The organism is Polynucleobacter sp. MWH-HuK1 (assembly GCF_018881815.1).
In the GTDB taxonomy this organism is placed as follows: domain Bacteria; phylum Pseudomonadota; class Gammaproteobacteria; order Burkholderiales; family Burkholderiaceae; genus Polynucleobacter.
Window position 1 is genome coordinate 1,819,186 of sequence record NZ_JACVPP010000001.1, and the last position, 20,218, is coordinate 1,839,403.

A 20,218-nucleotide genomic window follows, 5' to 3' on the forward strand; every position below is an offset into this window, starting at 1 on the left:
AAGCAAATGGAAGGGGATTAATACGCTCTTTAGTGACTAAGGCGTGCTGTAACCATATTTTTGCAGGATAGCTTTTGCTTTAGGTCCCTGCATAAAACGGTACAGATCTTGCCCTTCTTGTGGCGCACCTTTTATTAGCACCATACGCTGCTTAATAGGCTCATACATTTTTGTATCGACCGCCACATAACTCGTTTGCTTTAAAAGTTCAGGCAACAGCGCCAATGAAAATGCAGTAAAGCCAAGATCGGCGGCGCCACTAGCTACATAGGTAGTCGCAGCCCCAACATTGTCAGCATAAACAAGCTTGTCTTTTGCAAGGTCCCATAGACCTTCCGCCCTTAAATATTGAACGGCTGCCCTACCGTAAGGCGCAAGTTCTGGCTTAGCAATTGCTACCTTATTGGCCTTACTAATTGCCTTAGCAATGTCTGCCCTACCATCTAGCAAATGAATGCCAGATGATGTTTTAGTGATGATGACTAACTTACCAATGGCATACACCGAACCATCATCTACGGTCTTGCCATTTTTAAAGAGCTCAAGCGGAAACTGCTCATCCGCCGCAATAAATAAGCTGAAAGGAGCGCCATTCATAATTTGCGCAGCGAAATTACCAGATGAGCCATAAACCACTCTCATCTCAGGCTTTCGGGTAGATCTAAATTCAGCGGCAATCTCCGTAAAGGCATCTTTCATATTGGCCGCGACAGCAATAGTACTAACCTGTGCAAATACGCTACCGGTAAAGAAAAAAAATACTGCGAGTAAGAAAAAGGTTCGCTTGATCATGTCAAATCCATTCTAGCTGATGGAGTGGTCTTTAGAGAACTACAGCCAATCCTGAATTTGTCTATTGAGACTGACCGCTTTATACCCAGGCGTTTCACCAGAGGCACTTCGAATCTTACGTATCAACTTAGAAGATGCTGAATGAGCAGTCATATCCTTATGCATAGCCACAAAGAAAATTTCATCCTTGATAGGCACAAATCCAAGGCCATTTTCTATGGCAATATTTTTTACCCCCAAGCCGACATCAGCTTTGCCCGCAAGAATCGCATTAGCTACGGCTGAATGGGTAAATTCCTCATGGAGATAACCATTAATGTCTGAGGGATCAATTCCCTCCTCCATTAATAAGTTGTCCAATAACAAACGAGTCCCTGAGCCGATTTGGCGATTGATAAAGCGCACTCTTTTGCCGATCAAATCTTCAACCGCACGAATGCGGAGTGGATTTCCTTTTTTCACAATCAACCCCTGGGTACGCTTCATAACGGGGTAGATTTCAATATTACTTTTTGATAAGCGCTGATAAATCGCTTTTGAGTTATCTTGATCAGAGACGTGATAGCCAGCAATATGCGCTTCGTTACTGAGAAGTCTTTCTAGCGATTCGCCTGAACCTGCAATTTTGAGTTCAAGCCCCTGAATTTCTCCTGCTGCTTTTTGAATAACGGAATCGCTACTGGAGAAAAATTTCCAGCGTACGCTTTCTGACTTTTGTATTTTCTTAATTTCTTTTAACAATCTATCGTGATAGTGGGCATCGTGCTTTAAGTGCTCGGCCTGCATATCCTCAATAAACTGAATTAAAAAAGTTCCGAATTCGGTCAACTCGGAGCCATGGCCTTTGGTCCGAATAATGAGCGGCATACCTAATTCAGCCTCTACTTGATTCAACTTACCCCACGCACCCCTATAGGAAGTGCCTGATTTTTTACTAGCAACTACCAGAGAGCTGCCTTGACCAATGTCTTTGAGCAGCTGAGAGAGCCAAATCAGATCGACAGAAGCCCTTCCATCAACCTTGGTATTAACAATTAGCGTGGGGCGGACTTCAATTTGCATATGTAATTTTTTTCATATTCATTAAGTATTAATGTATGCGATGATATCCCTTTAATCAACCCTTTCGAGTGCAAATATGAAAAAAATGTTCCGGAAACTATTCCTTACTACCCTCGTAGCCCTATCCATTCCTGCGGCACAGGTTTGTGCGCAGGAGAAAAGTATTGTGGTTTCATCTACCACTTCTACTGAGCAATCAGGCCTTTTCAATTACATGCTGCCCATCTTTAAGATGAAAACTGGCATCGAAGTCAAAGTAGTAGCTGTAGGAACTGGTCAGGCGCTAGACATTGGTAGACGTGGCGATGCTGATGTTGTATTTGTTCACGATAAACCTGCTGAAGAAAAATTTATTGAAGAAGGTTTCTCAACAAAACGATACGAAGTGATGTACAACGACTTTGTCCTTATCGGACCTAAATCAGATCCTGCAAAAATTGCTGGCGGCAAAGATATTCAAGTAGCACTTCAAAAAATTGCTGCCGCACAAGCACCATTTGTGTCTCGCGCAGACAAGAGCGGCACTCATGCAGCTGAATTGCGCTACTGGAAAGGTGCTGGCGTTTCAGTCTCTCCTGGCCCATCTTGGTATAAAGAAACTGGCTCAGGCATGGGGCCCGCCCTGAACACTGCATCAGCAATGAATGGCTACATCTTGGCTGACCGTGGCACTTGGCTCAGCTTTAAAAATCGCGGCGATCTCACGATTTTGGTTCAAGGAGATCCAAAGTTATTTAACCAATACGGCGTGATGCTAGTAAACCCAGCTAAGTTTCCTCATGTGAAAAAAGCACAAGGACAGGAGTTTATTGATTGGCTTATCTCCAAGAATGGTCAAGACGTGATTGCTAGCTACAAGATTGATGGAGAGCAATTGTTCTTCCCTAATGCTGGAAAATAAATTCGCACCCAAAATTAATTAGGAGAAATCATGGAACTGAAAGTCAAACTTAGCGCTCGCAATACTCTAAACGGGAAAGTAGTTGAGCTCAAAATGGGTCAAACCACCTCTCATGTGAAGTTAGATATTGGTGGTGGCCACATTGTGACTGCCTCCATTACTAATGAAGCAGTGGACGAGCTCAACCTTAAGGTTGGTGATCAAGCTTGGGCTGTTATCAAAGCCTCTGATGTCATGATCGCCAAAAGTGCGTAAATCAATATCTTAAAAGGCAATAAAAAAGCCCGCGTTAGCGGGCTTTTTCTTGCTGGTGCACCACCCAGCTCATTTAATACTGTGAGTCTTTATTTCTTTGGAGTTACAAAGCCGATAGCGGTGTCGTCAACAAACTCAACCATCACGTCATCACCAGCTTTAAATTTCTCAAGACCAAGAACGGCTTGATCCACTTTTACCTTTTGTTTCTCGCCGCTAGGCATTGTGAAAGTCACGATACGTGTCTTTTGATCAATGGTTGAAATCTTTACAGTTGCGTAGACAGTGTCTGTAGTTTCCTCAAATGGCTTAGCAGAACCTTTACCGGCCACTACTACTGAGCGCACACCAGATACGCCAGGTTTTTGATCTTTACCTACAGCAGTCAAGCCAACAGCAACCGCTTGAGCATGCTCAACCAAGAACACATCGCCTTTTTTAACTTTTTCTAAATCATTAACAGATTTAGCAACATTCATCTGCGCCAAATTACCATTAGCATCTTTCAATACAACGATGCGCTTCTTAGCATCCACTGAATCAACAGTAGCACTTAAAACCACAACGTCAGCTGCCAAAGGCATCATTTTTGCAGGAAGTTGTGCAAACACAGAGCTTGCAAGGGTAACGCCTGCTGCCGCAAATAAACCAGCCAATAAAGATTTCTTCAAGATAACTCCTAGTGAGTAAAAGGTTTCAGAGGGGCTCAATTCAGAGCCACAATTCATTTTAACCATGGAATGAACTGTTTTTTGTGCGAAAGCGAACTATCTGCCACCCACACTTCTTTGGTAAATTGAGCGAGAAATCAAAACAAAGGCGCAAAAGATCTTGGAAATACTGCTGAAATCGTGGAAAGAGGCTGAAGTTGACGCCTTTTTGGTACGCCAGGAAGTTTTTATCGTGGAGCAAGGCGTTCCAGCCGAACTTGAATTGGATGGTTTTGATTCGTCAGCAGCTCATGTATTGGCCTATCAAGATGCTCGGTGCATTGGCACAGGAAGACTAGTGAATTTAAGCGCTAAGCAGGCTCAAATTGGACGTATGGCGGTCTTACCCAAATTTAGAGGGAAAGGCGTAGGGAAGCAAATCCTGCGAAAGCTAGTGGATCTAGCGGCCTCCCGGGGAATCCGAGGAATCATTCTGCATTCCCAAGTTAGTGCAATCCCTTTCTATGAAAAACTGGGCTTTCAAGCTCAAGGGGATATCTATGATGAGGCTGGCATTCCACATCGTAATATGATGCTCTCATTAGCAAATTCAGATTAATAAGTAATGACCACTAACACCACCTCAAGCCTTTCAACTTTCACTTACGTTCATCGAGTTTGCTATTCCGATACTGATGCCGCTGGTTTTGTTTATCACGGTCGCTATTTGGAAATATTTGAGCGCAGTCGCGCAGAATGGCTCGCCCAAAAAGGACTAAGCCCCACTCAGCTTGCAAATGAATTCACCATGGTCATGCCCTTGCGTGAACTCACCATGAACTTCTATAAGCCAGGACGTCTGGATGATTTGCTTTACATAGACCAAGTCATTGAACACCGTGGCCGCACTCAAGTGACCGTTAAGCAGACGGCTCAAAGAAAACTTCCTAATAGCGAAGAGTTCCAGGTGATTGCAAGCGCTGTACTGCATATCGTCTGCGTTGACACCAATACTCTCAAACCCAAGGCATGGCCTGATTGTGTATTCCAAAATGAGTAATGTATGCACTGGAGCAATGTATGTCTGATGGGAAACTCCTAACCTTCGTAAAGGAACTTAGCCTGCTGCTTGAGCAAAAGCCGAGTGAGGCCGTGATTTTTACTAAAGGAAAAAAATTACTAGAGAATCTGATTACCGTTGATGATTGGCTTCCCGAAGAATTTACTAAGCCCGATCCCCAGTATTACCAACAATATCTTTTATATGCGGACCCTCTAGATCGCTTCTCAGTTGTCAGCTTTGTATGGGGTCCGGGACAAAAAACACCCATTCACAATCACACCGTCTGGGGAATGGTTGGTCAATTACGCGGCCAAGAAAAAGGAACGCCTTACTATCGACAGGCAAATGGCGAATTTAAACCTGGTGAATCCTGCATTAGCCGACCAGGACATGTAGATACCGTATCACCTACAACCCACGATATTCATGTAGTAGAAAACAACGTGAGCGATCAGACTTCAATCAGCATTCATGTCTATGGTGGCAATATTGGACGCATTCATCGCTCCGTATTTGATCCCGCCACCGGCGCAGAAAAATCTTTTGTCTCTGGCTATGCTAATTCCGTCGTACCAAACCTCTGGAATCCTGCTTAATTAGGCAATTCTCGAGCTTTGCGGTCGATGACTTAAAATAGAGCCTCTTACTGCAAACGTATTAGCGTGGCAGCTCACCCCATTGACCGGGATAGTCGTTTTTTAAATACGTTGAATACGGGTCAATACTTTATTGGTCCTTATGTTATTCGCAGATCTTGGTTTATCAGAGCCCATTCTTCGCGCTATTGCTGAAGAAGGCTATACCAGCCCCACACCGATTCAAGCTAAATCGATTCCTGCTGTTTTAAAAGGCGGTGATCTATTAGCTGCAGCACAAACTGGCACAGGCAAAACTGCTGGCTTTACCCTTCCAATTCTGCAGCGTTTAACTTCAAGCAAGGCAAGTTCAGGTAAGCGCTTGTTACGCGTCTTGATTCTGACGCCTACTCGCGAATTAGCCGCTCAAGTCCAAGAGTCTGTTGTGACCTATGGCAAATACACTGGCTTAAAGTCCACAGTAATTTTTGGCGGAGTTGGTGCCAATCCTCAAATTAAAGCGATTGCTGGTGGTCTTGATATTTTGGTGGCCACACCAGGGCGCCTGTTAGATTTAATGTCGCAAAATTGTGTTTCACTCAAGAACATTGAAATTTTAGTTCTCGATGAAGCGGATCGTATGCTCGACATGGGCTTCTTGCGCGACATTAAGAAAATCTTAGCCGCACTACCACAGCAGCGCCAGAACCTTCTCTTCTCAGCCACTTTCTCCTCCGAAATCAAAACGCTGGCTGATGGATTGCTAAATACACCGGAGTTGATTGAGGTAGCTCGCAGTAACAGCGCCAATGAGGCAATCGCCCAACTCATACATCCAGTAGATAGAACCAAGAAGCATCCATTATTAGCCCATCTTATTAAGAGTAACGACTGGCAGCAAGTGCTGGTATTTACTCGTACTAAGCATGGCGCCAATAAATTAGTGACGCAGCTAGAAAAAGATGACATCACTAGCATGGCTATTCATGGCAATAAGAGCCAATCGGCCCGTACTAAAGCATTAGCCGACTTCAAGGCAGGTAAGTTAACCGCCCTAGTTGCTACCGATATTGCAGCACGCGGAATTGATATCGACCAGCTACCTCATGTTGTTAACTACGATCTACCGAACGTCTCTGAAGATTACGTACACCGCATTGGACGTACAGGACGTGCGGGATCAAATGGCGTAGCTGTGTCTTTAGTATGCGTTGATGAACATCAAATGCTGAGAGATATTGAAAAATTGATTAAGCAGAAGTTACCGCAGGAAGTAATTGCAGGTTTTGAGCCAGATCCGAATGCAGTGGCGCAACCCATTCAGCTGCGTAGTCAACAACACCAACAATCCAGAAAGCCAAGACCTGCTAGTGCTGGTGGCGCCCCGACCAAAAAGACTCCGGCCAAGCGCAGTAGGCCCTCTAAAAGAAGCTCTAATCGTTAATTGCACCTACGTTTAGAATATTTAGCATGAGCCAAAACGCAGACACCTCTCCGAACGAACCACGCCTTACCTCCCTCTCACATGGTGGGGGCTGCGGCTGCAAGATTGCCCCTGGAGTTCTTTCTGAAATTCTGAAGAACGTTCCGCAGCTACCTTTTCCAAAAGAGTTGCTTATTGGAATTGAAACATCAGACGATGCTGCGGTTTATCAAATCAATGATTCCCAGGCAATCGTTGCGACTACCGATTTTTTCATGCCGATCGTAGATGATCCATTTGATTTCGGAAAAATTGCTGCTACCAATGCGATTAGCGATATCTATGCGATGGGTGGCACTCCTTTGTTTGCGCTTGCTTTAGTTGGTATGCCTATTAAGGTCTTATCAAATAAAACCATTGCTCGCATCTTAGAAGGTGGCGCTGAAGCTTGTCGCAGCGCTGGCATTCCTATTGCTGGCGGACATACGATTGACTCTGTTGAACCTATTTATGGGTTGGTAGCAATTGGTATAGTTGACCCTAAGCGCGTAAAGAGTAACGCCAGCGCAAAACCAGGCGATGTACTCATCCTAGGAAAACCTCTGGGCGTAGGAATCTTATCTGCCGCCTTGAAAAAAGATCTATTAGGTCCAGACGGATATCGAGAGATGATCTCCAATACAACCAAACTTAATGCTGCCGGCCCTTATCTGGCCAAACTATCTGGCGTGCATGCCTTAACTGATGTCACTGGATTTGGATTAGCTGGTCACACTCTAGAATTGGCACGCGGGTCTAATTGCACAGCACATATTGACTGGAGCCAAGTACCCCTGCTCTCTAACGTACAGACACTGGCTGATGATGGCGTGATTACTGGCGCCTCCGATAGAAACTGGCTTAGCTATGGCAATGAAGTTGGCATCCCAGCAGACTTCACTCCTGCTCAACGTGCTTTATTAACGGATCCACAAACGAGCGGCGGTCTGCTTGTGTCTTGCAGTCCTGATAGTGTCAAAGAGGTATTGGATATTTTTAATCAACATCATTTCTTGGGCGCCCGCGTCATTGGTCAAATGAGCAAGCGCCAAGACAAGCCGTTAGTTGTTTCTTAGCAATTTTTAAGCTGCTAAGATTTTTTATTTCTTGAGATTAAATACGCTTGAGAAATCAAGCTGACCGTTACCTGCTTTGCTATGAGTTTCATAAAGCTGCTGCGCCAGCTTTCCAAGCGGAACGCTGGCATCAAGCTTCTCAGCATTTTCAACTGCCAAACCCAAATCTTTGAGCATAAGGTCAACTCCGAATCCACCAGCGTATTCCTTTGAGGATGGCACATTTTCCATAACGCCTGGACAAGGGTTATAAAGCTCTAGCGTCCAATTGCGCCCCGAACTCTTCGTCATGATGTCAGAAAGCACCTTGGGATCAAGGCCATTTGCAATACCCAAACGCAACGCCTCACTCGTGCCGAGCATCTGAATACCCAACAGCATATTGTTACAAACCTTAACGGTCTGCCCTGCTCCATTAGCACCAGCATGAAAAATATTTTTACCCATCCTCTCCAATATCGGGCGGGCGCACTCCACCGCCCCAACAGCACCACCAACCATAAACGTTAGGGTGCCAGCCTGCGCACCAGCAGTTCCACCAGAGACGGGCGCATCAATCATGACAAAACCTTTTGCCTTGGCTGCAGCAGCAACTGCTTGCGCTACCTTAGGTGAAATAGTTGAGCAATCAATCAGCAAGGTTTTAGGATTGGCGTTTGCCAATAAGCCTGTGTCACCAAGATACAAACCTTCGACATGATGTGAAGCAGGAAGCATACTAATCAACACATCCGCATCTTTAGCCGTGTCGTTGGCATTAGCTGTAACAATACCTCCCGCATTCGCAAATGCATCTAGCTGACTCTTTACCAAATCAAAGCCTGATACCTGATGACCTGCTTTTAGTAAGTTCAGGGCCATGGGTAAGCCCATATTGCCAAGCCCAATAAATCCGATTTTCATAATGCTCCTAGTTTTATTGTTTTCTTGAGGCCAAGTATTTCACACCCTCAGATCCATATGATTCTGCATGAGGCTGCTTTAATGCCAGGTGGAAAATATCCCCAGCCTTGTAAATCGTACTGAAGCCATCGACCTCGATAGTGATATCTCCCTCGATAACTAGAGCCTTCACTTCAAAGGGATGCTCGTGAATGCCAAGCAGCCCATTGGGGGCTTGCTGAACCTCTACCGGCTCAGGGAAACCATCCTGTCGAAGCAAATGCAAAAATTGCCCTGAATTCATGCCTTAACTATAGCGTGGATATACTCACCTGGCATTAAGCAATTTTCATAGGGGGTCATGATGGTAAAAGTGATTGGTTTGATTGAATTACGGGATGAAGGCGCTTTTGAGCAATACCGCTCCCAAGTAGGTCAGACCGTAGAGCTATATGAGGGCTCCATCAACAATCGGGGCTCTGTTGTCGACGTGTTTTGGAATGAACTTGATTGCACGCCATTCAGGGCATTTGTAGAGCTAGAATTTCCTAGTGCAAAAGATGCTAAAACATGGGCCAATAGTCCCGAGTACCAAGCTCTTGTACCTATTCGCAACAAAGCAATGAAGTTCACCCTATTTAGCATTGCAATATAAGTAAAGCGATCCACTCTTTAAATTTCGGTACCGAAAATAAAAAGCCTAGCTCGCAAGCTAGGCTGATCTATCAATATGAGGTGAGAATTACTTCTTCGCTTCCATTGCCTCTTTGGCAGCAGTGATTTCTTTACGACGCTCTTTACAAGCACCAGCGATTTCTTGCAAGGCTTTGCGTGCGCGCGCAGCAGATGCCTTAATGCCTTTTTCAATAAATTTTTCGTTTTCAGCTTTATATGTTTCGAAAGCAGCCAACAATGTATCGTGTTGTGACATCACATCTCCTATTAACAAATGAATATTTATACTGACAGCTAATTCAGTATATCCCTATAAAAACCACAGGAAATCAACCCTTAAATCAGGGATAACTCTTATATTGGTGGCTTCAGCCAAAATAGGCTGATTAATAAAAATAATTCGGAGACATGCAAAATGATTAGAAATATCTTTCTATTGGTTTTTGGCGCCCTCATTGGACTCTCAGCCAATGCACAAACCACCTCCTGGCCCAATCCCAGCAAGCCAATCACGTTTATTAACCCTTTCCCTCCAGGAGGGGCCGTAGACGCGTTTGGACGCCCGCTTGCCAAGCAACTATCGACCCAACTAAACGACTCCATCGTGGTGGATAACCGTGGGGGTGCTGGTGGCACAGTCGGCGCTGCTGCTGCAGCAAAAATGGCGCCAGATGGGTATACCTGGCTTCTTGGTGCAGTGCATCATTCAATTGCGCCAAGCATGTATACCAACCTCTCTTATGACATCACCAAGGATTTTGAACCTATCGCGATTATTGGCAGCGTTCCCCATGTCATTGTTGTCAACCCTACAAAGTTTCCGAAGAATGATCTGAAATCCATCATGGAAGAGATTCGTAAATATCCAGGAAAATACAACTACGCATCTACTGGTAACGGTACCTCACAGCATTTAACGGGTGAGCTCTTTAAGATGCAAAACAAGCTGTTCATTACGCATATTCCATACCGCGGTACAGGGCCTGCTCTCCAAGACCTCGTTGCAGGTCAGGTTGATATGATGTTTGACACACTAGCTGGAGCTGCGCCTTTCATCAAGAATGGACAACTCATTGCAGTCGCAGTGGCAACCTCCAAACGAGTGGATGCGTTTCCAAACGTGCCAACCGCTCAAGAACTCGGAATATCGAATTTCATCGTATCCAGTTGGTATGCCATGTGGGCCATCAAAGGCACACCTAAAGAGATCGTTGACAAGATGAGTTCTGAAGTACAAGTCGCACTTGCCTCCCCTGATATTAAAGAGCGCTGGGCAAGCATGGGAGCTACCGTTCCTAAGATGACACGCCCTGAGCTTGCCGCTTACATCAATCAAGAAATTACTCGCTGGAGCGAAGTGGTTAAAAAGTCCGGCGCCAAATTAGACTAAAAAAAATAATACATACTCATCAAGAGACAGCATGACCATTCAGACCAAAAACTATTCCTTTGTTCGTAACAAGCTTCTCAATAAAGAAGAGATTGCATTCCTAGATGTGCGCGAAGAAGATCCTCATGCACAGGAACACCCTCTTTTTGCTGCAAACTTACCTCTTTCCAGAATTGAGATTGATGCATACGCCAAGCTGCCAAAGAATAGTGTGCCTATTGTCACCCTAGATGATGGCGAAGGATTTGCTCAGCTTGCAGCACAACGCTTAGCTAATTTAGGCTTTACCGATGTTTCTGTATTTGAAGGGGGAGTCAAGGGCTGGAAGGCAGCAGGAGGCGAAGTCTTTAAGGATGTAAATGTTCCCAGCAAATCTTTTGGTGAGTTTGTGGAATCAAAGCGGCACACACCCTCATTATCAGCTCAAGAGGTGAAGCAGTTAATCGACAGCAAAGAGGATGTTGTAGTTGTAGACGTTCGTCGTTTTGATGAGTACAACACTATGAGTATTCCAACTGGGATTAGCGTGCCTGGTGCTGAGCTTGTACTGCGCCTTCCTGAGTTGGCCCCCAATCCTAAAACCAAGGTGATTGTGAACTGCGCCGGCAGAACCCGCAGCATCATCGGCACCCAATCGCTTATTAACGCAGGTATCCCCAATAAAGTAAATGCCCTGCGCAATGGCACGATCGGCTGGACACTTGCTGGACAAGAGCTAGATAAAGGCCAGAGTAGAAAATTTCATGAGGTGAGCGACGACACAAAGAATGAAGCAGCGATTCGTGCTCGTAACGTTGCCGATAGAGCTGGTGTCAAACGTGCCAGACTTGATGATGTCCAAGCTTGGAAAGCGCAATCTGAACGCACTACATATTTCTTTGATACGCGCACTCCAGAAGAATATGAGGCAGGCCACCTCCCAGGATTTCGCTCCGTACCAGGCGGACAGCTTGTACAAGAGACCGAGATGGTTGCCCCAGTTCGTGGCGCCCGTGTAGTCCTAGTAGACCCTAGCGGCGGAGGAGTACGCGCCAATATGCCAGCCTCTTGGTTAGCGCAAATGGCCTGGGATGTCTATGTGCTTGATGAAGTCCACTCCTCTAATCTCACTGAAAAAGGACCATGGCAATCACCTTTACCAGACCTTCCAAAATTAGAAACTGTAGATGCGGCCACCGTTTCTAATTGGCTCAAGAGTGACAGCAACACCATTGCAATTGATTTCAGCACGCATGCTAATTACGTTAAAGGGCATATCCCAGGAAGTTGGTATGCCCTGCGCTCTGAACTTGCAGAGGCAATGAAAAAAATCCCCCAGGCAGATCGCTATGTCATCACAAGCTCACCAAGTGAATTAAGTCTTTTTGCCGCCCAAGAATTGCAAGCTCTCTCCGATGCAGAAGTGCTTGTTTTAGAGGGCGGCAATACAGCCTGGACAAAGGCAGGATTGGAGATTGAGAAAGGTCCAAGCCATTTGGCATCACCTCCTCTTGACCGCTACAAGCGCCCTTATGAAGGCACCAACGTTGACCCGGCTGCTATGCAGGCATATTTAGACTGGGAGTTTGGTTTAGTGGAGCAACTTGGGAAAGATGGTACTCATCACTTCTGGGTGCTGTAACCCTTGATAGCCATCCCTCAGGCATCTGTGCCTTTTCGACCACTGGCCTGCGTTCTTATTTTTTTAGGACTTTGCGCTTGCGAGCGTGAAACCTATACAAGCTGGAGTTGCAATTCCCAAACAGAAAGTAAGATTCCTATGGTGCTGCGAAAAGCCCAAATGGAACTACAAGGGAATGCTTTTGACTATTGCGGCAGCCTTGGAAATCAAAGCTACTTTGATCAAAAATGTTCAGCCGAGACAAATCAATCTAGCATTACATTTACACCATCTACGGGATTACTGGTAAACAAAGGTCGGGAGTTGCAATGCGCAGCGTTGTAAAGGTAACCTCACTCAATTAACCCATGAACCGCCTCAGCCCTAAGAAATTACTCCTCACTAAATGGACGGCCGTAAACCCGATTGCCAAACAAAAACACTTCTTAGTCAGCAAGGTGATTCTTCCCGAGCCACCAAGCGAGAAAATTGAATTCGTTGAAATTGAAGCTGTCTATTCTAAGAAAACAACCCTCATCGCATGGCGCGATCTCACCAATAGCGAGCTATGGTTGCAGGGCTGGCAATAAAAAACCGCCTCGGGAATGAGGCGGCTCTTGCAGTGCGTTAGTAGGGATGATTGTTAATCAGGCTACTTTTTGCCTCCAGATTTTTTAACCAAGTCATCGATATTCTTTTCAGCAGCATCAGCCACTTGATTCACAATACGACGACCTTCTTTAAACATCTTCTGTCCGGTTGTAGACATTTCATTCACAACCTTGGATAACTTGTCGGCATGACTTGGTAGCTTGTTTTCAGCATCCTCTAGCCAATTGACTAATGAGCTGCGAACTTTCTCAAGATGCTTCTCGGTTTCATCAGCGGCACTCTCACCAATATCCTTGAGAACTGATTTCACTTTCTTTTGATAAACAGCAGCCCTCTTTGCAGCTTCCTTTGTTGCCTCTTCTTGCAAATCTTTTAATTTAGCCAAATCATTTTTTGCGGCCGACTTAGCGCTATCGAGGGCATTTTTCATGCCCCACTCCATTTCGGCAATATGATGCTCGCTTAATTGTTTAGCAGCATCCAATAACTTGTGTGAGTAGTCAAACAATTCCTTAGCTTTTTCTTGTTGCCACTTTTGTAGATCTTTTGCATCCATTTTGTCGCTCCTATGAATAAGGGTTAATAAGACTTTGATACTTAACTCTATACCGAATTAGGTGAGCTGCCAATTCCCCTGATTCCAGGCATTAAAATGAGGGGATGACTGAAAGAAAATCCGTTTATGACAGCATTGGTGGAATCGACAAAATCGATGAATTAGTGGATCGTTTTTACGATTTAATGGTTTTAGAGCCAATTTTTCATGATTTACGAGCAATGCATCCTCAAGATCTCTCGACCTCACGAGAAAAGCTCAAATTCTTCCTGACGGGCTGGATGGGCGGTCCTGATATCTACTCCCCGAAGTATGGGCATCCCATGCTCAGAGCCCGCCATCTCCCATTTAAGATCGGCTTAAAAGAACGCAATCAGTGGTTGGCGTGCATGTATAAAGCCATGGAAGAATGTGGTATCAAGGGCAACATTGCAAAACAACTAGAAGAGTCGTTTTTCAACACTGCAGACTGGATGAGAAATCAACCCGACTAGAGCCGGATCAGCAATTTAGAGAGCGTGTGCGCAAGCAAATCCACTCGCCCAAGCCCACTGGAAGTTATGTCCGCCTAAATGGCCAGTGACATCAACGCATTCGCCAATAAAGAATAACCCCTGATGTTTGCGTGACATCATGCTTTGACCATCGAGCTCTTTCGTGTCTACGCCACCCAACATTACCTCGGCCTTTTTCCACCCCAAAGTACCAGCCGGTTTGACTGACCAGTTTGTGATGAGCTCTCTGAGAGCTTGACGATCCTTTTTAGAAACTTCGGCCCACTTACGACCCGTTAAGCCTTTTTGATCTGCAAATGCTTTAGCCAATCGCTGCGGTAAAACAGAGGCCAAAATAGTTTCAGTCAGTTTTAAGCGATTCTCTTCATTACTAAAGAGTTCATCGCAATTAAATCCTCCTGGACGCTCGATGGCACCCAACCAATCAATATGAATCGGCTCGCCCTCCTCCCAATAACTACTTGCCTGCAGAACTGCTGGGCCTGATAAGCCTTTGTGAGTGAGAAGTAGATCTTCATTAAATCTACAGGCACCATAACGATATCCTTTGGATCCTGAAGCTATTCTGACGGGGACGCTCAGGCCAGCCAATTCATTCAGATTCCCAAAATTATCTGCAGTGAATGAAAGCGGCACTAGAGCAGGCCTTGGGTCAACTACTTTTAACCCAAACTGCTTTGCAATATCCAAAGAATAGGCAGTGGCTCCAATAGCAGGAACAGGCAAACCACCGGTAGCCATAACCACTGACTTTGACTTTTCAATACCTGCATTCGTATGCACAGCCCACTGATCTTCGTCTTGAGCAATGGAGCGAATCGTGACAGGATGACGAATAGTGACCTTACCCTTGGAACACTCAGCAAACAGCATCTCAATAATTTGCTTGGCAGAGTCATCGCAAAACAGCTGGCCTTGATGTTTCTCGTGATAAGCAATCTTATAAGCGGTAACTAGCTTAATGAATTCCGAGGATGGATACCTGGCAAGTGCACTTTTAACAAAATGTTGATTGAGGGATAAGAAATTGGCCGGGCTGCTATTCAGGTTTGTGAAATTGCAACGACCGCCCCCGCTAATACGAATCTTCTCGCCCAAAACTTCTGCGTGATCTAGTACTAGCACCCTCTTTCCCAACTGACCTGCTACGCCCGCACAAAATAAGCCCGCTGCACCACCACCAATAACAATGGCATCCCAAGTTTTACTCATGCCTTACTCAAAACGATCGATGATGTCAGATGAGATTTTCAGCTTTCTCATATGAAGCTTGGTATAGGCCTGACGGAAGTTCTTGGTCATCGAGATCATGACTGATGCTGTCCATGCAAAAGAAAACATTCCAGAAAAAGCGATGATAACTGCCAACATTTTCCAACCATCTGGAAGAATGTCTTCCATGAAGCCCATTGCAGTATAGGTACTACCGCTAAATAAAATGCTTTGGCCTAATGCTGGCAGTAATTTGAATGCATATAACGCAATACCCCAGATGAGTATTTCAGCAATGTGTGTTAAAAATAACAGGAATACGCTGATATAAAAACAGAGCGCAACAGCAGAATATTTTTTCTCAGCCAAATACAAAAATGTTTTTACCTCATAGCGCTTAGCAATCTGGAGCAGTATTACGCCATGGAACACCATGATCAATAAGAGCATAGCCCCGCCTAGAAGATAGCCAGGAAGATCAAGAGAGGTAACGAGGTTGGCTTGCGAAGGATTCATATTCGGATTTTACAGGCGCCCTCTTAGCCTAGCTGATACCAATCTCGAATCACCTGCCAAGCCTCCTCTGCGGTCTCGGAAAAGTGTATGCTCTGCATATCTTCTTGATCAATCACACCAAATTCCACCATACCCTTGAAGTTCAACATCTCATTCCAATAGCTTTGACCAACCAAAATCACTGGTATAGGCACAACCTTTTTGGTCTGTATGAGCGTTAAGACCTCAAACAACTCATCAAAAGAACCGAATCCCCCTGGATAGGCCACGATTGCCCTTGCTCTCAGCATGAAGTGCATCTTACGCAGAGCGAAATAATGAAAACGAAAACTTAAACCAGGGCTGATGTACTGATTTGGATGCTGCTCTCTAGGAAGGCTGATATTAAAACCAATCGTTTTGTCACCAGATTCAAACGCACCTCGGTTAGCCGCTTCCATAATGCCAGGGCCTCCACCCGTACAAATATGAAGCTTGTCAGAGTCTTTTTTCTGCGTTGAATTGTAAGAGGCTACTAGAGCGCCAAACTGACGAGCAGACTCGTAATATTGACTGTGGAGTAAGGCTTTATTAGCAGCAGCCATCTCGTCTGAAGTCTTGGCACTTTCTTTGAGAGCTAGCGCTACTGCCTGACTCACAAAACGCGTGGATCCAAAAACAGTGATCGTGTGCTCAATGCCATGCTCTTTGAGTAACACCTCTGGTTTAAGCAACTCCAACTCAAATCGAATGCCCATAGTTTCTCTGCGAGCTAAAAAAGCTTCATCATCAAAAGCAAACTTATAAGAGTCCTGAGAATCTTGCTCCGAGATTTGACTTTGATGCAGATTTAAAAACTCGGTGATCGTTTGCGAGTTATGGATGGGCAGCTTCGGACTCATAGGGCAACCTTTTGGGGTAATTTGGACCATCTTAACTCGCGTCCAAAATAAGTGTTAATACCTAGTTCAACCAAGGATAAGGGGCCTCTAGGGATTATTGGGATTTACCCAGAGCCCATCCCGAGTTAATATAGTTGTAATTTCAATCCAATCGAAGGAAAAGCAATGAGCAACCGTGCAATTATCATTATGGTACTAGTCTTAATTGGTGCCACAGCCTATTTACTAATCAAAGGCGATGGCGACATTGATATGGGCGGTGAAAAGCATGGTGCTGAAGCTGCGCACATGGAAGATGCAAAGAAAGATGCACCTGCCGCTCCTGCAGCAGCTCCAGCAGCTCCTGCAGCCGACGCTAAGAAGTAATTCTTTCTTCTGTATATAAAACCGCGGTCCGCCGCGGTTTTTTTATATCTACTTTTATAGCCATGAAAACCATCGACTCTTCTACCCTCACTTCTTTTGCACCAACCGCAACCTTGCGTGTCGGAATCAATTTGGGCAATCCTATTCTTGCAAATGAGGACTCTGATACAAAACGTCTTTATGGCGTAACGATTGATATTGCAAACGAGATTGGAAAGAGAATTTCTCTACCGGTGCAACTCACCCCCTTTAAAACTGCTGGCGCAACAGTCGATGCAGTCAAGACTGGAGAAATTGATTTAGTATTTGTAGCGATTGATCCAGTGCGTGGCGCCGATATTAGCTACACCCCAGCCTACATTCAGATTGAAGGCGCTTACATGGTCAAGGCCGATTCAAACATCGACAACAATGAAGAGGTGGATGCTGTCGGCAATGAAATCGTGGTAGGCAAAGGCAGCGCCTATGACCTCTACCTGTCCCGTGAGATCAAGAACGCCGCCCTACTCCGTGCTGCTAGCTCGCAAGCTGTTGTAGACGACTTTATGTCTGGTCAGGGAAATGTAGCGGCAGGCGTAAAACAGCAGTTAGAGAGTGATGCAAAACGTTACGAGGGTTTACGCATGCTACCCGGACGTTTTATGGTGATCAATCAGGCGATTGGCATTCCGAAGGCTCGTACGCACTATGAGAGCACCACTGCCTACTTAAGCGATGTCATCGCCGAACTCAAACAATCCGGTTTCATTGCTGACGCCATGAAGCGTCATAACATTCAGGGCGCAAAAGTAGCCGACTAAATTTATACCTATCTAGCACTGATAGGTATGCAAACGCTCGGGGATGATGACATTGCTCCAACGCAGCTCATCCCTGATGCATTCAGCCAGCACCGAAGAAGACTCTGGTTCGCCATGTACTACGAAGACAGCACTAGGCGCCTTTTCAAATCCTTTCAACCAATCCAGCAATCCCGCCTGATCAGCATGGGCCGACAAGCCGCCAATGGTATGTATAGATGCTTTAACAGGCACGTCCTCGCCAAATAAACGCACTTTCTGCACCTTGTCTACTAGGCGCCTACCAAGGCTGCCATATGCCTGAAAGCCAGTAATCACAATCGCATTTTGCGAGCGCGGCAAATTACTAGCCAAGTGATGAACAATGCGGCCAGCATCACACATACCGCTGGCAGAAATGATGATCGCGCCGCCCTTCAGCTTATTTAGCGCCTTAGATTCTTCTACATCAGCAATAAAGCGAAGGTCTACCGCATCCGGATTATTTTTGTACCACTCAAAGCATACTTGCGACTCACCATCGAGCTGCGCAAAAAAATGCTGAGTGAGGTGAGTTGCTGCTGTAGCCATCGGAGAGTCTACCCAAATACTTAAATGGGGTAGACGCTCTCTTCTCACCAAGTCAATTAATAGAAAGAGAATTTCTTGAGTTCGTCCGACCGCAAAAGCGGGTATCACTATATTGCCACGCGCAGTCATGGTCGAATTAATCACTTCCACTAATTCGTCTTCTGTATCTTGGAGACTGCGATGGAGTCGATCGCCATAAGTTGACTCAACCACAACAACATCAGCGCTGCGAATTAAATCAGGATCAGGCATAAGGACTTTACCCTTCATGCCAATATCACCTGAAAACACACAGCGTTTTTTCTCCAGACCATCTTCAGTGATATCTATGACCGCTATAGCTGAACCCAAAATATGCCCAGCGTTACGAAACTCTAGCTGTACACCCGGGGCTAGTTCTACCGACTGCCCATACTCCAAAGACTCAAACTGGGTCAGCGTCATCTCAACTTCTTCTCTTGAATAAAGCACAACTGGCATCTCTCCATGCCACTTACCTGCTTTTTTCTTTCTCTCCGCCCGCTCCACATCGGCGCGCTGTAAATGAGCGCTATCCAACAAAAGAATTTTTAACAATTCATAGGTAGCTTTAGTACAGTAGACAGGCCCGGAAAAGCCTTGCGCGCATAAACGCGGCAACAAACCACTATGGTCAATGTGTGCATGTGTGAGCACCACAAAATCAAGGTCTTTAGGTGCAAATGGTAAAGGCTCAAGGTTCTTATTGGTTGCCTCGCGACCACCCTGGAACATGCCGTAGTCAACCATGAAACGCCTTAGCTTCCCAGAAAGCATCGCCTCAACCGAATGGCGTGAGCCTGTTACCTCGCCCGCAGCACCAAGAAATTGAATCTTCATAATCTCAGCATACTCTTTTCTATAATGAGCTCAAGAGCTTTGTAATCAGAGCGATACTACTCAAATGAACTCTCAACCAGCGACCCTCGATACGCTAAAGCTAATTAAGCTTCTCAAACGTGAGCCTGCAGAACATAAAGGCAGTGCCGGTAAAGTTGTATTGATTGGCGGCGCACCTGGCATGGCTGGTGCACTGATTTTGGCAGGCAATGCCTGCTTACATCTAGGTGCAGGCTGGACCATTCTGGATATGCTAGACCCAGCGTCAGCACATGCCGATACCGGCCAACCCGAGCTCATGATTCGTCTTGCCACGTTGGATATTCAAGTAAGCCTAGCTGCTGCAAAACCTGATGTGATTGCTATTGGCCCAGGCCTCGGCAAATCGGAGTTGGCATCTTGCTGTTTGCATGCAGCACTGGCATACCCAGGCATTCCGTTAGTAATTGATGCCGATGCACTCAATCTCATTAGCGAATCTCCTGAGTTACTTAAGCAACTTCAGATTCGCAATAAACAATTTCCTGGCTCTACCGTTCTCACACCACATCCTGGGGAAGCGGCAAAACTCTTGCAGTCTACGACTGAAGAAGTGCAGTCAGATCGCGTGAAATCTATCCAACGACTTGTTGAATTAACGCATTCAATCGTAGTACTCAAAGGACAACATACCCTGATTGCTTTGCCAGAGCATCCTCCAATGCAATGCCTGGCAGGCAATCCCGGTATGGCAACAGGAGGTATGGGGGATGCTCTGACTGGAAGCATCGCAGCCATCGCAGGTCAAGGCGTGCGACATCAAATTAACTTATGGCAGGCGACCGGGATCGCGGTTGAGCTCCATGCTAGTGCTGCAGATAGCCTCGTAAAAAAAGGGGTTGGCCCGATTGGCCTTACTCCCTCCGAGACTATTTTAGAAATGCGATCCCTACTCAATAAACTGTTGTAA

26 protein-coding genes are annotated in these 20,218 nt (G+C 45.6%); 15 read left to right on the plus strand and 11 right to left on the minus strand.

Going from position 1 to position 20,218, the window contains the following annotated elements:
- Window positions 1-36: 36 nt before the first annotated feature.
- Window positions 37-792, minus strand: coding sequence for a molybdate ABC transporter substrate-binding protein (gene modA, locus ICE93_RS09330; RefSeq protein ID WP_216187585.1), 756 nt, complete (start codon window positions 790-792; stop codon window positions 37-39).
- A gap of 39 nt (window positions 793-831) precedes the next feature.
- Window positions 832-1,854: a substrate-binding domain-containing protein gene (locus tag ICE93_RS09335; RefSeq protein ID WP_216187587.1), complete on the minus strand. Its 1,023-nt coding sequence runs from the start codon at window positions 1,852-1,854 to the stop codon at window positions 832-834.
- A gap of 85 nt (window positions 1,855-1,939) precedes the next feature.
- Between ICE93_RS09335 and ICE93_RS09340 the strand changes: the two genes are divergently transcribed.
- On the plus strand, window positions 1,940-2,755 hold the full coding sequence (locus ICE93_RS09340; protein ID WP_216187590.1) for a substrate-binding domain-containing protein: 816 nt from the start codon (window positions 1,940-1,942) through the stop codon (window positions 2,753-2,755).
- A 30-nt stretch (window positions 2,756-2,785) separates the two neighbouring features.
- The gene (locus ICE93_RS09345) at window positions 2,786-3,010 is read left to right on the plus strand and encodes a molybdopterin-binding protein (RefSeq protein WP_215348965.1); all 225 of its coding nucleotides are present in this window, start codon (window positions 2,786-2,788) and stop codon (window positions 3,008-3,010) included.
- Between the two features lie 89 nt (window positions 3,011-3,099).
- Here ICE93_RS09345 and ICE93_RS09350 read toward each other — a convergent pair whose 3' ends face one another.
- Window positions 3,100-3,681 (minus strand): hypothetical protein, encoded by a 582-nt coding sequence (locus ICE93_RS09350; RefSeq protein WP_255554582.1) that lies wholly within the window; start codon window positions 3,679-3,681, stop codon window positions 3,100-3,102.
- A gap of 160 nt (window positions 3,682-3,841) precedes the next feature.
- Between ICE93_RS09350 and ICE93_RS09355 the strand changes: the two genes are divergently transcribed.
- From ICE93_RS09355 to selD, 5 genes are all read left to right on the plus strand, one after another.
- Entirely contained in the window at window positions 3,842-4,279 is a 438-nt protein-coding gene (locus ICE93_RS09355) for a GNAT family N-acetyltransferase (RefSeq protein ID WP_216861315.1), read from the plus strand.
- A 6-nt stretch (window positions 4,280-4,285) separates the two neighbouring features.
- Window positions 4,286-4,720: a YbgC/FadM family acyl-CoA thioesterase gene (locus tag ICE93_RS09360; protein ID WP_216187593.1), complete on the plus strand. Its 435-nt coding sequence runs from the start codon at window positions 4,286-4,288 to the stop codon at window positions 4,718-4,720.
- A 20-nt stretch (window positions 4,721-4,740) separates the two neighbouring features.
- Window positions 4,741-5,319, plus strand: a complete 579-nt coding sequence (locus ICE93_RS09365; protein WP_216187595.1) for a hypothetical protein — start codon at window positions 4,741-4,743, stop codon at window positions 5,317-5,319.
- Window positions 5,320-5,461: 142 nt separating this feature from the next.
- A complete protein-coding gene (locus tag ICE93_RS09370; RefSeq protein WP_216187597.1) occupies window positions 5,462-6,742 on the plus strand; it encodes a DEAD/DEAH box helicase in 1,281 nt (426 codons plus the stop codon).
- Window positions 6,743-6,768: 26 nt separating this feature from the next.
- The gene (selD, locus tag ICE93_RS09375; protein WP_216187600.1) at window positions 6,769-7,836 is read left to right on the plus strand and encodes a selenide, water dikinase SelD; all 1,068 of its coding nucleotides are present in this window, start codon (window positions 6,769-6,771) and stop codon (window positions 7,834-7,836) included.
- Between the two features lie 24 nt (window positions 7,837-7,860).
- Here the strand turns inward: selD and mmsB are convergent, their stop codons facing one another.
- Together mmsB and ICE93_RS09385 are read right to left on the minus strand one after the other, a co-directional pair.
- Window positions 7,861-8,742: a 3-hydroxyisobutyrate dehydrogenase gene (mmsB, locus tag ICE93_RS09380; RefSeq protein WP_216188367.1), complete on the minus strand. Its 882-nt coding sequence runs from the start codon at window positions 8,740-8,742 to the stop codon at window positions 7,861-7,863.
- 10 nt (window positions 8,743-8,752) lie between these two features.
- Window positions 8,753-9,022, minus strand: a complete 270-nt coding sequence (locus ICE93_RS09385; RefSeq protein ID WP_216187602.1) for a cupin — start codon at window positions 9,020-9,022, stop codon at window positions 8,753-8,755.
- Window positions 9,023-9,079: 57 nt separating this feature from the next.
- On the opposite strand from ICE93_RS09385, the gene ICE93_RS09390 reads away from it, so the two are divergent.
- Window positions 9,080-9,373 carry a DUF1330 domain-containing protein gene (locus ICE93_RS09390; RefSeq protein ID WP_255554583.1) on the plus strand — a complete coding sequence of 98 codons (294 nt, stop codon included), beginning with the start codon at window positions 9,080-9,082 and terminating at the stop codon, window positions 9,371-9,373.
- An 87-nt stretch (window positions 9,374-9,460) separates the two neighbouring features.
- Here ICE93_RS09390 and ICE93_RS09395 read toward each other — a convergent pair whose 3' ends face one another.
- Entirely contained in the window at window positions 9,461-9,649 is a 189-nt protein-coding gene (locus ICE93_RS09395; protein WP_028819023.1) for a hypothetical protein, read from the minus strand.
- 159 nt (window positions 9,650-9,808) lie between these two features.
- On the opposite strand from ICE93_RS09395, the gene ICE93_RS09400 reads away from it, so the two are divergent.
- The 3 genes from ICE93_RS09400 to ICE93_RS09410 all read left to right on the plus strand — a co-directional run bounded on the left by ICE93_RS09400 (window position 9,809) and on the right by ICE93_RS09410 (window position 12,973).
- A complete protein-coding gene (locus ICE93_RS09400; RefSeq protein WP_216187604.1) occupies window positions 9,809-10,783 on the plus strand; it encodes a tripartite tricarboxylate transporter substrate binding protein in 975 nt (324 codons plus the stop codon).
- A gap of 31 nt (window positions 10,784-10,814) precedes the next feature.
- Window positions 10,815-12,404, plus strand: coding sequence for a rhodanese homology domain-containing protein (locus ICE93_RS09405; RefSeq protein WP_216187606.1), 1,590 nt, complete (start codon window positions 10,815-10,817; stop codon window positions 12,402-12,404).
- Between the two features lie 347 nt (window positions 12,405-12,751).
- Complete coding sequence (locus ICE93_RS09410) at window positions 12,752-12,973, plus strand: TIGR02450 family Trp-rich protein (RefSeq protein WP_216187608.1); 222 nt, start codon at window positions 12,752-12,754, stop codon at window positions 12,971-12,973.
- A 62-nt stretch (window positions 12,974-13,035) separates the two neighbouring features.
- Here the strand turns inward: ICE93_RS09410 and ICE93_RS09415 are convergent, their stop codons facing one another.
- Complete coding sequence (locus ICE93_RS09415) at window positions 13,036-13,551, minus strand: hypothetical protein (RefSeq protein ID WP_216187610.1); 516 nt, start codon at window positions 13,549-13,551, stop codon at window positions 13,036-13,038.
- Window positions 13,552-13,655: 104 nt separating this feature from the next.
- Here ICE93_RS09415 and ICE93_RS09420 point away from each other — a divergent pair, with 104 nt between their 5' ends.
- Complete coding sequence (locus ICE93_RS09420; protein WP_216187612.1) at window positions 13,656-14,045, plus strand: group II truncated hemoglobin; 390 nt, start codon at window positions 13,656-13,658, stop codon at window positions 14,043-14,045.
- A gap of 15 nt (window positions 14,046-14,060) precedes the next feature.
- On the opposite strand, the gene ICE93_RS09425 is transcribed toward ICE93_RS09420, so the two are convergent.
- The 3 genes from ICE93_RS09425 to ICE93_RS09435 are packed head-to-tail and all read right to left on the minus strand — an operon-like array spanning window position 14,061 to window position 16,675.
- A complete protein-coding gene (locus ICE93_RS09425; RefSeq protein ID WP_216187614.1) occupies window positions 14,061-15,278 on the minus strand; it encodes an NAD(P)/FAD-dependent oxidoreductase in 1,218 nt (405 codons plus the stop codon).
- 3 nt (window positions 15,279-15,281) lie between these two features.
- Window positions 15,282-15,794, minus strand: coding sequence for a hypothetical protein (locus ICE93_RS09430; protein WP_216187617.1), 513 nt, complete (start codon window positions 15,792-15,794; stop codon window positions 15,282-15,284).
- Between the two features lie 23 nt (window positions 15,795-15,817).
- Window positions 15,818-16,675 (minus strand): LOG family protein, encoded by an 858-nt coding sequence (locus ICE93_RS09435; RefSeq protein ID WP_216187619.1) that lies wholly within the window; start codon window positions 16,673-16,675, stop codon window positions 15,818-15,820.
- Window positions 16,676-16,840: 165 nt separating this feature from the next.
- Here ICE93_RS09435 and ICE93_RS09440 point away from each other — a divergent pair, with 165 nt between their 5' ends.
- Window positions 16,841-17,041, plus strand: coding sequence for a hypothetical protein (locus ICE93_RS09440; RefSeq protein WP_068320974.1), 201 nt, complete (start codon window positions 16,841-16,843; stop codon window positions 17,039-17,041).
- Between the two features lie 62 nt (window positions 17,042-17,103).
- Entirely contained in the window at window positions 17,104-17,841 is a 738-nt protein-coding gene (locus ICE93_RS09445; RefSeq protein WP_216187620.1) for an ABC transporter substrate-binding protein, read from the plus strand.
- 12 nt (window positions 17,842-17,853) lie between these two features.
- On the opposite strand, the gene ICE93_RS09450 is transcribed toward ICE93_RS09445, so the two are convergent.
- Entirely contained in the window at window positions 17,854-19,269 is a 1,416-nt protein-coding gene (locus ICE93_RS09450) for an MBL fold metallo-hydrolase RNA specificity domain-containing protein (protein WP_216187623.1), read from the minus strand.
- Window positions 19,270-19,333: 64 nt separating this feature from the next.
- On the opposite strand from ICE93_RS09450, the gene ICE93_RS09455 reads away from it, so the two are divergent.
- A complete protein-coding gene (locus ICE93_RS09455; RefSeq protein ID WP_216187626.1) occupies window positions 19,334-20,218 on the plus strand; it encodes an NAD(P)H-hydrate dehydratase in 885 nt (294 codons plus the stop codon).